We start from the raw sequence: 13,514 nt of genomic DNA, 5'->3' as shown, positions 1-13,514 counted from the left end.
CGCCGTGGCCAAGCTCAACTTCATCCTCATCCTGGCCGTGCTGGCCAGCGGCCTGGTGCTGGTGCACAGCGCCTACGAGTCGCGCCGCCTGTTCGCCGAGCGCGAGCGCACCAAGGCCGAAGGCCAGCGCCTGGCGGCCGACGCCGAGCGGCTCAAGGCCGAGCGGCACGCGCAGGCGACCAACCTGCGCGTCGAGCAGGTCGCACGCGAGCGGCTGGGCATGCGGCTGATCTCGCCGGCCGTCGTGGCCTCGGGAGTGGCGCCGTGATCGGCCGCGACAAGGGCAGCAAGGCCAACAAGGCCGGCGCGCGCGCCCTCGGCTCGGGCCGCGGCGTCACCTACTCCACCAGCCCGCTGCTGGCATCCAAGACGCCGCCGTGGCGCTCGCGCTTCCTGGTCGCCCTGGTCGGCCTGGCCTTCGCCGGCCTGCTGGCCCGTGCCATCTACGTGCAGGTGCTGCACACCGAGTTCTTCCAAAAGCAGGGCGAGGCACGCTACGCGCACACGCTGGAGTTGCCGGCCAGCCGCGGCCGCATCAACGACCGCAGCGGCCAGACGCTGGCCGCCAGCGTGGCCGTGCCGTCGATCTGGGCGATCCCGAAGGAAGTCGACGCCGACGCCGACAAGCGCCGCGAGCTGGCCAAGGCGCTGGGCCTGTCGAACAAGGAGCTGCAGGCCAAGCTCAACCCCGAGTCGCGCTTCGTCTGGCTCAAGCGCCTGGCCGATGACGAGACGGCGGCCAAGGTCAAGGCCATCGGCCTGAAGGGCATCTTTCAGGACCGCGAGTACCGCCGCAAATACCCCGAGGGCGAGGCGGCGGCGCATGTCGTGGGCTTCACCAACGTCGAGGACCGCGGCCAGGAGGGCATCGAGCTGGCCTTCCAGAAGGAGCTGCAGGGCCGCGACGGCTCGCGCTCCGTCGTGCGCGACCGCCTGGGCCGCGTCGTCGAGGACATCGGCGACGTCGTGCCCGCCGCTAACGGTAGCGACATCGACCTGTCCGTCGACTCCAAGGTGCAGTTCTTCGCCTACCAGCGCATCCGCGACGCGGTGGCCGCCAACAAGGCCAAGGCCGGCTCGGTCGTCGTGCTGGACGTGCAGACCGGCGAGGTGCTGGCGCTGGCCAACTTCCCGAGCTACGACCCCGGCAACCGGCAGAACCTCTCCGGCGAGCAGCTGCGCAACCGTGCGCTGACCGACGTCTTCGAGCCCGGCTCGACGATGAAGCCCTTCATCGCCGGCCTGGCGCTGGAGACCGGCCGCGTGAAGCCCGAAACGCTGGTGGACACCGGCAACGGCCGCTACCCCTTCCAGGGCGCCGTCATCAGCGACACCAAGGCGCACGGCGTCATCACGGTGCGCGAGGTCATCCAGATGTCCAGCAACATCGGCACGACCAAGCTGGCCATGCAGATGCAGCCGCGCGAGATGCATGAGCTGTTCACCGCCATCGGCCTGGGCCAGCGGCCGCAGATCAGCTTCCCTGGCGCGGTGACCGGCAAGCTGCGGCCCTACAAGACCTGGCGCCCCATCGAGCAGGCGACGATGAGCTATGGCTACGGCCTGTCGGCGTCACTGTTCCAGCTGGCGCGCGCCTACACGGTGTTCGCGCGCGACGGCGAGATCATCCCGGTCAGCATGCTGCGCCAGCCGCACGACCATCCGGTCGCCGGCATCCGCGTGTTCTCGCCCAGCGTTGCGCTGGAGCTGCGCCACATGCTGCAGGCCGCCGCCGGCCCGGGCGGCACGGCGCCGGATGCGCAGGTGCCGGGCTACAGCGTCGGCGGCAAGAGCGGCACGGCCCACAAGCAGGAAGGCCGCGGTTATGCGGCCCACAAGTACCGCTCCTGGTTCGTCGGCGTGGCGCCGATCAGCAAGCCGCGCATCGTCGTGGCGGTGATGGTCGACGAGCCGACGGCCGGCGTCTATTACGGCGGCAAGGTCGCCGGCCCGGTGTTCAGCCAGGTGACGGCGCAGACGCTGCGCCTGCTGGGCGTGGCGCCCGACCTCGACGTGAAGAGCCAGATCGTCGCGAACCAAAAAGCGGTTCCCGTGGAAGAGAGCTTCTGATGCTGACCCGTTTGAAATCCCCCGAGGCCGCCGCCCGCTGGCTGCGCGAATGGTGCACCGGCACCTTGCGGACCGACAGCCGCCAGGTCATGCCCGGTGACGCCTTCATCGCCTGGCCGGGCTATGCGCGCGACGGCCGCGAGTACGTCGCCGCGGCGCTGGCCTCCGGCGCGGCCACCTGCCTGGTGGAAGAGGCCGATGTCGACCGTTTCGGCTTCGTCGATGCCCGGGTTGCGTCGCTGCCCGGCCTGAAGGCGCGCACCGGCGAGATCGCCGCCGCCTTCTTCGGCAAGCCGACCGACACGCTGGACGTCATCGCCGTCACGGGCACCAACGGCAAGACCTCGTCGGCCTGGTGGATCGCTCAGGCCTCGGCACAGCTGGCCAGGCGCTGCGGTGTCGTCGGCACGCTGGGCATCGGCGAGCCGCCCAAGCTGGACTACAACGGCCTGACGACGCCCGACCCGGTGCTGCTGCAGGCCGCGTTCGCACGCATGGTGGACCAGGGCTTCGTGGCCTGCGCCATCGAGGCGTCCAGCATCGGCATCGTCGAAGGGCGCCTGGCCGGCAGCGCCATCCGCGTCGCGGTGTTCACCAACTTCACGCAGGACCACCTCGACTACCACGGCGACATGAACGCCTACTGGGTGGCCAAGCGCGCGCTGTTCGGCTTCCCCGGCCTGCGGGCGGCGGTCATCAACCTGGACGATGCCAAGGGCGACTCGCTCGCGGCCGAGCTGGCGGCGCTGGACGTCTGGACCACCGGCGTGCAGCGCCAGGATGCGCGGCTGACGGCGCGTGACCTGCACTACACCGGCGAGGGCCTGGCGTTCACGTTGCAGGAAGGTGGCGACGCCATCGCGGTGCAGACCGGCCTCATCGGCGACTACAACGCCGCCAACCTGCTCGGCGTGGCCGGCGCACTGCGCGCCCAGGGCCACCCGCTGGCCGACGTGGCGCGCGCGCTGGCGCGCGTCACGCCGGTGCCCGGCCGCATGCAGCGTGTCGGCAACGGCCGCGAGCTGCCCCAGGTGGTCATCGACTATGCCCACACGCCCGACGCGCTGGACAAGGCGCTGTCCGCGCTGCAGGGGCTGGCGAAGGCGCGCGGCGGCGAGCTGGTCTGCGTGTTCGGCTGCGGCGGCGACCGCGACCGGGGCAAGCGTCCGCAGATGGGCGCCATCGCCGCCCGGCTGGCCGGCCGCGTGGTCGTGACGACGGACAACCCGCGCACCGAAGCGCCAGCGCAGATCCTGGCTGACATCGCTGCCGGTGCGCCCGCAGCCACCGTCATCGAGGCCCGCGAGGAAGCCATCCGCGCCGCCATCGGCGAGGCCGGCGGGCGCGACATCGTGCTCATCGCCGGCAAGGGGCACGAGGACTACCAGGAAGTCAACGGCGTGCGCCGGCCGTTCTCCGACGTGGCCGAGGCGCGCGCCGCGCTGCTGGAAAGGGCGGGCCTGTGAGCGGCGCAGCGCAGGGGCGTCCCAAGCCAGCCAGCATCCCCTCGGGGGACCGGCCGACGTACACCTCGGACGAGGGGGCGGCATGTTCCTGACGCTCACGCAAGCGCAGGCGCTGCTGCCGGGCGCCGTGCTCGTCGGCGACGGCGCGACCGGCTTTGCCCGCGTGCACAGCGACACGCGCACGCTGCGCGCTGGCGACCTGTTCGTCGCGCTGCGCGGCGAGCGTTTCGATGCGAACGACTTCCTGGCGCAGGCCAAGGCGGCAGGCGCCGTCGCGGCGCTGGCCGAACGCGGCCTGGCCGACGCCGGTCTGCCGGGCCTGCTGGTGCCCGACGCCAAGGCGGCGCTGGGTCAACTCGCGGCGGCCTGGCGCCGCCAGCAGCAACTGCCGGTCATCGCCGTCACCGGCAGCAACGGCAAGACGACGACGACCCAGATGATCGCCAGCATCCTGCGCGCCTGGGTGGGCGACGCCGCGCTGGCCACCGAGGGCAACTACAACAACGACATCGGCGTGCCGCTGACGCTGCTGCGCCTGCGCCATGACGACGAAATGAGCCACCGCGCCGCGGTCGTCGAGCTGGGCATGAACCACCCCGGCGAGATCGCGCCACTGGCGGCGATGACGCAGCCCACCGTGGCTCTCGTCAACAACGCGCAACGCGAGCACCAGGAGTTCATGGCCACGGTCGAGGCGGTGGCGCGCGAGAACGGCGCGGTCATCGAGGCGCTGTCCGGCAGCGGCTGCGCGGTGTTTCCAGCCGAGGACAACTGCGCGCCGATCTGGCTGGAGCTGGCGGGTCCGCGGCCACACCTGAGCTTTGCGCTGCGCGGCGAGGCCGACGTCACCGGCGCTGCGCAATGGATGGGCGGGCACTGGGCGCTGGAGCTGCACACGCCCGCCGGCACCGCGCCCGTCGCCTTGCACATGGCCGGCGAGCACAACCTGCGCAATGCGCTGGCCGCCGCCGCCTGCGCGCTGGCGGCGGGTGCCCCGCTGACGGCAATCGCGCAGGGCCTGGAAGCCTTTCGCGCGGTCAAGGGCCGCTCGGAGCTGAAGACCGACGCCCGCGGCCGCACGCTCATCGATGACAGCTACAACGCCAACCCCGACAGCGTGCGTGCCGCCATCGACGTGCTGGCCGGCATGCCGGGCGATGGCTGGCTGGTGCTGGGCGACATGGGCGAGGTCGGCAACGACGGCCCGGCCTTCCACCGCGAGGTCGGCGCCTATGCGGCCGAGCGCGGCATTGCGCACCTGTGGACGGCCGGCAGCGCCGCGCGCGACACGGCCACGGCCTATGGCCCGACCGCTCGTGCGTTCGACACCACCGCCGCGCTGATCGCGGCGCTCGACGAACAACCCAGCGCGGCCCAGACCCTGGTCAAGGGCTCGCGCTTCATGAAGATGGAACAAGTGGTCGCCGCATTGCAGAACAAGAACATCACCGGAGACACGCATGCTGCTTAGCCTGGCCCAGTGGCTGCAGGGTCTGTACCCCGACCTGGGTTTCCTGCGCGTCTTCCAGTACATCACCTTCCGCGCGGTGATGGCGGCCATGACCGCGCTGCTGATCGGCCTGGCCTTCGGGCCCTGGGTCATCCGCCGCCTGACGGCGATGAAGATCGGCCAGCCCATCCGCGCCTACGGCGTGCAGCAACACCTGGCCAAGACCGGCACGCCCACTATGGGCGGCGTGCTGATCCTGATCGGCATCGGCATCTCGACGCTGCTGTGGTTCGACTGGAGCAACCGCTTCGTCTGGGTCGTCATGTTGGTCACCATGGGCTTCGGCGCCATCGGCTGGGTGGACGATTGGCGCAAGGTCGTCGACAAGAACCCCGAAGGCATGCGCAGCCGCGAGAAGTTCTTTTGGCAGTCGCTGATCGGGCTGGTCGCTGCGCTGTACCTGGCGTTCAGCGTGTCGGAGACGTCGTTCCTGGGCGTCGTGCAGCTGTTCTTCCGCTGGGTGTCCAGCGGCTTCTCGACCGAGCTGCCGCCCAAGGCCGACCTGCTGATCCCGTTCTTCAAGACGATCTCGATGCCGCTGGGCGTGTGGGGCTTCGTGGCGCTCGCCTACTTCGTCATGGTCGGCACCAGCAACGCGGTCAACTTCACCGACGGGCTGGACGGCCTGGCCATCATGCCGGTGGTGCTGGTGGGCTCGGCGCTGGGTCTGTTCGCCTACCTGACGGGTTCGTCGGTGTTCGCCAAATACCTGCTGCTGCCCTACATCCCGGGTGCCGGCGAGCTGCTGATCTTCTGCGCCGCCATGGCCGGCGCGGGCCTGGCCTTCCTGTGGTTCAACGCGCATCCGGCGCAGGTCTTCATGGGCGACGTCGGCGCGCTGGCGCTGGGCGGCGGCCTGGGCACCATCGCCGTCATCACGCGCCAGGAGATCGTGCTGGGCATCATGGGCGGCATCTTCGTGGCCGAAGTGCTGAGCGTGATGCTGCAGGTTAGCTGGTTCAAGTTCACGAAGAAGAAATTCGGCGAGGGCCGGCGCATCTTCAAGATGGCGCCGCTGCACCACCACTTCGAGAAGAGCGGCTGGAACGAGACCCAGGTCGTCATCCGCTTCTGGATCATCACCATGCTGCTGTGCCTCGTCGGCCTGGCGAGCCTGAAGCTTCGGTAAGCCGCATGAAGCTGGACCTGCCGCAACTCGACCAACAGCGCGTGCTCGTGCTGGGCCTCGGGGACTCCGGTCTCGCGATGGCCCGCTGGTGCGCGCGCTTCGGGGCGCAGGTCACGGTGTGGGATTCGCGTGCGCAGCCGCCACAGCTCGGTGCGCTGGGCGACACGGCCGCCTTCATCACCGGCGAGCTGACCGCGGAGATCGTCGCCGGCTTCCACGCCGTGTTGAAGAGCCCCGGCCTGTCACCGCTGGATGCGCGGCTCAAGGCCGTCTACGAGCATGGCCCCGCGGTGCGCGGCGAGCTGGACCTGTTCGCCGACGCACTGGCTGCGTTGAAGGCCCAGCACGGCTACGCGCCCGCGGTGCTGGCCATCACCGGCACCAACGGCAAGACCACGACGACCTGCATGACCGGCCTGCTCGTCGAGCGCGCCGGCAAGCGCGTGGCCATCGCCGGCAACATCGGCCCGACGCTGCTGGACACGCTGACCGAGGCGCTCGCGAAGGAGCCCGATCCCGCGCCGGCCCAGACACCGGCCGAAGCGATTGCGGCCGAGATCGAGGACGCGCCCACCGAAGCGGCTGCCGAGGAAGACGCGGTGCTGCCCGACGAGGACACGCCGCTGCCGATAGTCCCGCCGCCGCCGCGCGGCCCGGTGTTCGAGACGCTGCCGGAGGTCTGGGTGCTGGAGCTGTCGAGCTTCCAGCTCGAAGGCGTCACCGGCTTCGAACCGACGGCCGGCGCCGTGCTGAACCTGACGCAGGACCATCTCGACTGGCACGGCGACATGGCCGCCTACGGCCGCGCCAAGGCGCGCGTCTTCGGCCGCGAATCCGTCATCGTCGCCAACCGCGACGACGCCGAGGTGGAGGGCCTGGTGCCCGCGCCGGTGTTCGTCAAGGGCAGCCGCGGCAAGCCCGGCCGCACGGTGTCGCGCCGTGTCGTGCGCTTCGGCCTGAACGCACCCAAGGCCGCCGGCGACTTCGGCCTTGTGGAAGAGGGCGGCCTGACCTGGCTGGTGCGCGCGCTGGAGCTGGACCCGACCATCAAGCGCAAGAAGGGCGACGGCGAGGAGCCGCTCATCATCCAGCGCCTGATGCCCGCCGACGCGTTGCGCGTGCGCGGACGCCACAACGCCGCCAATGCGCTGGCCGCCCTCGCGCTCGCGACCGCCGCCGGCTGCGAGCTCGCGCCCATGCTGCACGGCCTGCGCGAGTACCGCGGCGAGCCGCACCGCGTGGAGCCGGTGGGCAGCATCGACGGGGTCGAGTTCTATGACGACAGCAAGGGCACCAATGTCGGCGCGACGGTTGCCGCCATCTCGGGCCTGGGTGCCGACCGCGCGCCGGCCAAGCTGGTGCTGATCCTCGGCGGCGACGGCAAGGGCCAGGATTTCGCGCCGCTGGCCGATGGCGTGCAACGCCATGCCCGCGCCGTCGCGCTGATCGGCCGCGACGCGGCGCAGATCGAAGCGGCGCTGGCCCACGCCGGCGTGCCGCTGCAGCACCACGCGACGCTGGAAGCCGCCACCGCCTGGTGCCTGGAACAGGCGCAAGCGGGCGACAGCGTGCTGCTGTCCCCCGCCTGCGCCAGCCTGGACATGTTCCGCAACTACGCCCACCGCGCCGAGGTCTTCGTCGCGACGGTGCAGCAACTCGCCGATGACCGGGGGGGCGCGCTGTGAACGCGGTGCTGAGCGGCTTCACCGCCAAGTTGCAAAGCCTGTGGAAGCGTGAGGACGAGTCCGGCGGGCCGGTGCCCGTGCGCGACTGGGTCTCCACGTCCGCCGGCCGCCCGACCCAGTTGCAGGGCTTCGACATCACCCTCGTCTGGGTCGTGCTCGCGCTGATGGCGCTGGGCCTGTTGATGGTTTATTCGGCCTCCATCGCGATGCCGGACAACCCGCGCTTCGCGAAGTACCTGCCGACGCATTTCCTGACCCGCCACATGGTGGCCATCGGCTTCGCGCTGATCGCCGGCCTCATCACGGTGCAGATCCCCGTGTCGCTGTGGGAGCGCTATGCGCCCTGGGTCTTCGTCATCGCGCTGGTGCTGCTGGTGGCGGTGCTCATCCCCGGCATCGGCAAGGTCGTCTACGGTGCGCGCCGCTGGATCCCGCTGGGCGTCATGAACTTCCAGCCCAGCGAGCTGGCCAAGTTCGGCATCGCGCTGTACGCGGCCAACTACATGATGCGCAAGATGGACGCGCGGGAGAACTTCTTCCGCGCCGTCACGCCGATGGCCATCTCGCTGGCCTTCGTGGGCCTGCTGCTGCTGGCCGAGCCGGACATGGGCGCCTTCATGGTCATCGCGGCCATCGCGATGGGCATCCTGTTCCTCGGCGGCGTCAACGGCCGCATGTTCCTGCTCATCACGCTGGTGCTGGTGGGCGCGTTCACGCTGATGATCACCTTCAGCGAGTTCCGTCGCGAGCGCATCTTTGCCTACCTCAACCCCTGGGACGACAAGTACGCCCAGGGCAAGGCCTACCAGCTGACCCACAGCCTGATCGCCTTCGGCCGCGGCGAGTGGTTCGGCCAGGGCCTGGGCGGCAGCGTGGAGAAGCTGCACTACCTGCCCGAGGCGCATACCGACTTCCTGCTCGCCGTCATCGGCGAGGAGCTGGGCTTCGCCGGCGTCGCGCTCGTCATCCTGGCGTTCTTCTGGCTGACGCGCCGCTGCTTCCTCATCGGCCGCCAGGCCATCGCGCTGGACCGCGTGTTCGCCGGCCTGTATGCGCAGGGCATCGGCATCTGGATGGGCGGCCAGGCCTTCATCAACATGGGCGTGAACCTCGGCGCGCTGCCGACCAAGGGGCTGACCTTGCCGCTGATGAGCTTCGGCGGGTCGGCGATCCTGATGAACTGCGTGGCGTTGGCGGTGGTGCTGCGGATTGACCTTGAAAACAGGCAGATGATGCGCGGAGGCCGCGCATGAAGGGCATCGTCTTGACGATGGCCGCGGCCCGCACAGCGGGCAGTTTGCCTGTTTGGGGCCCGCTCACATGGCATTGCCATGTGAAGAGAGCGCCAGCGACCGGCGGGCACCAGAACCGGCAAATGATGCGCGGGGGCAGGTCATGACGCGGCATCTGATCGTCATGGCCGCCGGCACCGGCGGCCACGTCATTCCCGGGCTCGCCGTGGCCGAAGAGATGCAGCGCCGCGGCTGGACGGTGTCGTGGATCGGCACGCCGCATGGCATGGAGAACCGCCTGGTGCCGGCGCGCGGCATCGAACTGGATGCGCTGCCCTTCGCGGGGCTGCGCGGCAAGGGGTTGAAGCACACGCTGCGCGGCATCGTCGGCTTCTTCAAGTCCCTGGGCCAGGCCAAGCGCGTCTATGCACAGCGCCACGCGACGGCCGTGCTGGGCATGGGCGGCTACGTCTGCGTGCCTGCCGGCCTCACTGCAGCGCTGACCGGCCGGCCGCTGATGCTGGTCAATGCCGACGCCGCGATGCTGAAGAGCAACCTGGCGCTGAAGCCCTTCGCACGCCGCATCGCCTTCGGCTTCGACGGCGCGGCGGCGGCCTCCACGCGTGGCGCCGTCGTCAGCGGCAACCCGGTGCGCGCCGAGATCGAAGAGCTGCCGCTGCCGGCCGAGCGCATGGCCAACCGCATCGGACCGCTGCGCCTGCTGGTGCTGGGCGGCTCGCTGGGCGCGCGTGCGCTCAACCAGGCCTTGCCCGAAGCGCTGGCGTTGTGGCCCGAAGAGCAGCGGCCGCAGGTGCTGCACCAGTCCGGCCAGGACCACCTCGGCGCCGTCTGGCAGGCCTACACCGACGCCGGCCTGACGGCCGAGGTGCGGCCCTTCATCGACGACATGGCCACGGCGCTGGCCTGGGCCGACGTGGTCGTCTGCCGCGCCGGCGCCATCACCGTCAGCGAGCTGTGCGCGGCCGGCTGCGCGGCTGTGCTGGTGCCGCTCGTGGTGAGCACCACCTCGCACCAGCGCGACAACGCCATCTTCATGGCCCAGCACGGCGCGGCCATCCACCTGCCGCAGACGGAGCTGACGCCGGCCAGCCTCCACGAATTGCTGGGCGGCCTGGACCGCAACGCCCTGCTCGCGATGGGCGAGAAGGCCCGATCCCTCGCGCGGCCCCGGGCGGCTGCACGAGTGGCCGATGAAATCGAAGGAATGTTGAAGTGAAGCACGCGGTTCAACGGCTGCATTTCGTGGGCATCGGCGGCGCCGGCATGAGCGGCATCGCCGAGATCCTGCACAACCTGGGCTTCACGGTCAGCGGGTCGGATGCCGTCGAGAGCGCGACGACGCAGCGGCTGCGCGCTTTGGGCCTGCGCGTCGAGATCGGGCATGCGGCGCCCAACATCGGCGATGCCCAGGCGCTGGTCACCAGCACGGCGGTGGCTGCGGACAACCCCGAGGTGCAGGCCGCCCGTGGCCGGCAGGTGCCGGTCGTGCCGCGTGCCGTCATGCTGGCCGAGCTGATGCGGCTGCGCCGCGGCATTGCCATCGCCGGCACGCATGGCAAGACGACGACGACCTCGCTGGTCACCGCCATCCTGGTGGAGGCGGGCCTGGACCCGACCTTCGTCATCGGCGGCAAGCTCAATGCCGCGGGCGCCAACTCGCGCCTGGGCCAGGGCGAGTTCATCGTCGTCGAGGCCGACGAGAGCGACGCCTCCTTCCTGAAGCTCAGCCCCGTGCTGTCCGTCGTCACCAACATCGACGAGGACCACATGGACACGTACGGCCACTCCGTCGAGAAGCTGCACGGCGCCTTCGTCGAGTTCCTGCATCGCATGCCGTTCTACGGCGCGGCCGTGGTCTGCGCGGACGACCCGGGCGTGCGCGCCATCCTCGGCCGCATCGAGCGGCCGGTCGTCAGCTACGGCCTGTCTGACGGCGTCAGCGTGCGGGCGGTCGACGTGCAGGCGTTGCCCGGCGCACAGATGCGCTTCACCTGCCAGCGCGAGGGCGCCGAGGACATCGCCGTGCTGCTCAACCTGGCCGGCGAGCACAACGTGCGCAACGCGCTCGCCGCCATCGCCATCGCGACCGAGCTGGACTGCGCGGATGCCGACATCCTCAAGGCGCTGGCCAACTTCTCAGGCGTCGGCCGCCGTTTCGAGAAGCATGGCGAATGGCCGGCGGCCGATGGCGGCCGCTTCGTGCTGATCGACGACTACGGCCACCACCCGGTCGAGATGGCCGCGGTGCTCGCCGCAGCGCGCGGCGCCTACCCCGGCCGGCGGCTGGTGCTGGCCTTCCAGCCGCACCGCTACACGCGCACACGCGATTGCTTTGCGGACTTCGTGCGCGTGATGGGCGGCGCCGATGTGGTGCTGCTGACCGAGGTGTACTCGGCGGGCGAGGCGCCCATCGAAGGCGCGACCGGCGCTGCGCTCGCGCGGGCAGTCGGCACGCCGCACTTCGTCGCAGCGGTTGCCGACATGCCGGCCGCGCTGGCCGCACTCACCCGAGACGGCGATGTCGTCATCGGCATGGGCGCCGGCTCGATGAGCAGCCTGCCGGGGCGCGTCGCCCAGCATTTCCAAGGAGGCGCAGCATGACCTCTGCGATCGACCTGAACATCGACCCCAGGAGCCTCGGCCGCGTCGCCGTGCTCTTCGGCGGCACGAGCGCCGAGCGCCCGGTGTCGTTGATGAGCGGCAACGGCGTGCTGGCCGCGCTGCAGTCCATCGGCGTCGACGCGCATGCCTTCGACCCGGCCGAGCGACCGCTGCAGGCGCTCAAGGACGAAGGCTTCGCGCGCGCCTTCATCGCGCTGCATGGCCGCGGCGGGGAGGACGGCACCATCCAGGGCGCGCTGGAATGGCTGGGCATTCCCTACACCGGCTCGGGCGTGACGGCTTCCAGCGTCGCGATGGACAAGACCATGACCAAGCGCGTCTGGGCCGCCGAGGGCCTGACGACGCCGCAGTACCTGGCGCTGTCGCGCGCCGAGCTGACGCGCGAGCGCATCCGCCAGATCCCCGACGAGCTGGGCCTGCCCGTCATCGTCAAGCCGCCGCACGAGGGCAGCAGCATCGGCATCACCAAGGCCGCGGGCTATTCGGACATGCAGGGCGCCGTCGAGCTGGCGCTGGGCTTCGATGACGAGCTGCTGTTCGAGCAGTGCATCGAGGGCCCCGAGCTGACCTGCGCCGTGCTGGGCGAGGGGGAGGGCGCCGTCGCGCTGCCGGTCATCGAGATCCGCGCCGAGGCCGGCAACTACGACTTCGCGAACAAGTACGAGACGGACACGACGCAGTACCTGTTCGGTTCGCTGCCCGCCGCGCTCGAGGCTGACATCGGCCGCCTCGTGCTGCACGCCTACCGGCTGCTCGGCTGCCGTGGCTGGGGCCGCGCCGACCTGATGCTGCGCAAGGCCGACATGAAGCCCTTCCTGCTGGAAATGAACACCAGCCCGGGCATGACCTCGCACTCGTTGGTGCCCAAGGCTGCGCAGGCCCTGGGCATCGACTACCCGCATCTCTGCCTGTGGCTGCTGTCGCAGGCCCGCCTTGACCGCGCTTGAATTCATGAACTCAGCCGCCACCGCTGCGCTGCCGCCCGACGTCCGCCTGATGAATGCGGTGTCGGCGCTGCTCGTCGCGGCGCTGCTGGCCACGGCGGCGTGGGGCTTCATCCGCTGGGTGGTGCGGTTGCCGGTCTTCAACTTCCGCGCCATCCAGGTGGAGGGCGACGTCAGCCGCAACAGTGTCGCGTCGCTGCGCGCCAATGCACTGCCGCGGCTGCACGGCTCCTTCCTCAGCATGAACCTGCGGGACGGCCGCGCCGCCTTCGAGGCCGTGCCATGGGTGCGGCAAGCGCAGTTGCAACGCGTGTGGCCGATGCGGCTCAAGGTCAACCTGCAGGAGCACCGTGCCGCCGCGTACTGGGAGGTGCGCACCGACGGGGCCGATTCCGCCACCGAGGCGACGGCCGAGCGCGCGCTGGTCAACAGCTTCGGCGAAGTCTTCCAGGCCAACCTCGGCGACGTCGAGGACGAGAACCTGCCGGTGCTGGCCGGCCCCGCGCACGCCGCCGCCGACATGTTGCAGATGTGGCAGGCGCTGTCTCCGGCGGCCGAGAAGCTTGGCGAAAGCATCGAACGGCTGGACCTGTCGGGCCGCGGCTCCTGGCGGGCGACCTTCGGCAGCGGCGCGGTCGTGGAACTCGGCCGCGGTGCCGGCCCGGAAGTCGTCGAGCGCTTCGGCCGCTTCGCCCACTCCATCACGCAGGTGACGGCGCAGTACCGCAGCCCGCTGCTGTCCGCCGACCTGCGCCACGCCGACGGCTACGCGGTGAAGCTGCGCGGCGTGACGACACAAATGCCGGGTAAACCCGCAAATAGAAAACGCTGAGGA

General features: G+C 70.5%; 11 protein-coding genes. All 11 read left to right on the top strand.

The window, feature by feature from the left end; genetic code table 11:
• Positions 1–4 precede the first annotated feature (4 nt).
• The 11 genes from ftsL (at position 5) to ASD35_RS08260 (ending at position 13,511) form a co-directional block, all read left to right on the top strand.
• Positions 5–268, top strand: coding sequence for a cell division protein FtsL (gene ftsL / locus ASD35_RS08310; protein WP_056874378.1), 264 nt, complete (start codon positions 5–7; stop codon positions 266–268).
• Positions 265–2,070, top strand: a complete 1,806-nt coding sequence (locus ASD35_RS08305) for a penicillin-binding protein 2 (RefSeq protein ID WP_235538273.1) — start codon at positions 265–267, stop codon at positions 2,068–2,070. The genes ftsL and ASD35_RS08305 overlap by 4 nt, the downstream gene beginning before the upstream one ends.
• Positions 2,070–3,536, top strand: a complete 1,467-nt coding sequence (locus tag ASD35_RS08300; protein WP_056874377.1) for a UDP-N-acetylmuramoyl-L-alanyl-D-glutamate--2,6-diaminopimelate ligase — start codon at positions 2,070–2,072, stop codon at positions 3,534–3,536. Before ASD35_RS08305 ends, ASD35_RS08300 begins: the two co-directional genes overlap by 1 nt.
• Positions 3,537–3,618: 82 nt before the next feature.
• On the top strand, positions 3,619–5,007 hold the full coding sequence (gene murF, locus ASD35_RS08295) for a UDP-N-acetylmuramoyl-tripeptide--D-alanyl-D-alanine ligase (protein WP_056874376.1): 1,389 nt from the start codon (positions 3,619–3,621) through the stop codon (positions 5,005–5,007).
• Positions 4,997–6,175: a phospho-N-acetylmuramoyl-pentapeptide-transferase gene (gene mraY / locus ASD35_RS08290; protein WP_056874375.1), complete on the top strand. Its 1,179-nt coding sequence runs from the start codon at positions 4,997–4,999 to the stop codon at positions 6,173–6,175. The genes murF and mraY overlap by 11 nt, the downstream gene beginning before the upstream one ends.
• A 5-nt stretch (positions 6,176–6,180) precedes the next feature.
• On the top strand, positions 6,181–7,860 hold the full coding sequence (gene murD / locus ASD35_RS08285; protein WP_056874374.1) for a UDP-N-acetylmuramoyl-L-alanine--D-glutamate ligase: 1,680 nt from the start codon (positions 6,181–6,183) through the stop codon (positions 7,858–7,860).
• The gene (gene ftsW / locus ASD35_RS08280; RefSeq protein WP_082579994.1) at positions 7,857–9,113 is read left to right on the top strand and encodes a putative lipid II flippase FtsW; all 1,257 of its coding nucleotides are present in this window, start codon (positions 7,857–7,859) and stop codon (positions 9,111–9,113) included. Before murD ends, ftsW begins: the two co-directional genes overlap by 4 nt.
• Positions 9,114–9,255: 142 nt before the next feature.
• Positions 9,256–10,329, top strand: coding sequence for an undecaprenyldiphospho-muramoylpentapeptide beta-N-acetylglucosaminyltransferase (murG, locus tag ASD35_RS08275; protein WP_056874373.1), 1,074 nt, complete (start codon positions 9,256–9,258; stop codon positions 10,327–10,329).
• Positions 10,326–11,714 (top strand): UDP-N-acetylmuramate--L-alanine ligase, encoded by a 1,389-nt coding sequence (murC, locus tag ASD35_RS08270; RefSeq protein WP_056874372.1) that lies wholly within the window; start codon positions 10,326–10,328, stop codon positions 11,712–11,714. Before murG ends, murC begins: the two co-directional genes overlap by 4 nt.
• The gene (locus tag ASD35_RS08265; protein WP_200956012.1) at positions 11,711–12,682 is read left to right on the top strand and encodes a D-alanine--D-alanine ligase; all 972 of its coding nucleotides are present in this window, start codon (positions 11,711–11,713) and stop codon (positions 12,680–12,682) included. Before murC ends, ASD35_RS08265 begins: the two co-directional genes overlap by 4 nt.
• Before the next feature lie 4 nt (positions 12,683–12,686).
• Positions 12,687–13,511, top strand: a complete 825-nt coding sequence (locus tag ASD35_RS08260; RefSeq protein ID WP_056874649.1) for a cell division protein FtsQ/DivIB — start codon at positions 12,687–12,689, stop codon at positions 13,509–13,511.
• Positions 13,512–13,514: the final 3 nt, after the last annotated feature.

Source organism: Pelomonas sp. Root1444 (genome assembly GCF_001426885.1).
GTDB lineage: Bacteria > Pseudomonadota > Gammaproteobacteria > Burkholderiales > Burkholderiaceae_C > Pelomonas.
Note: the sequence above shows the minus strand (reverse complement) of the source record. Positions and strands in the feature narration are given on the sequence as shown.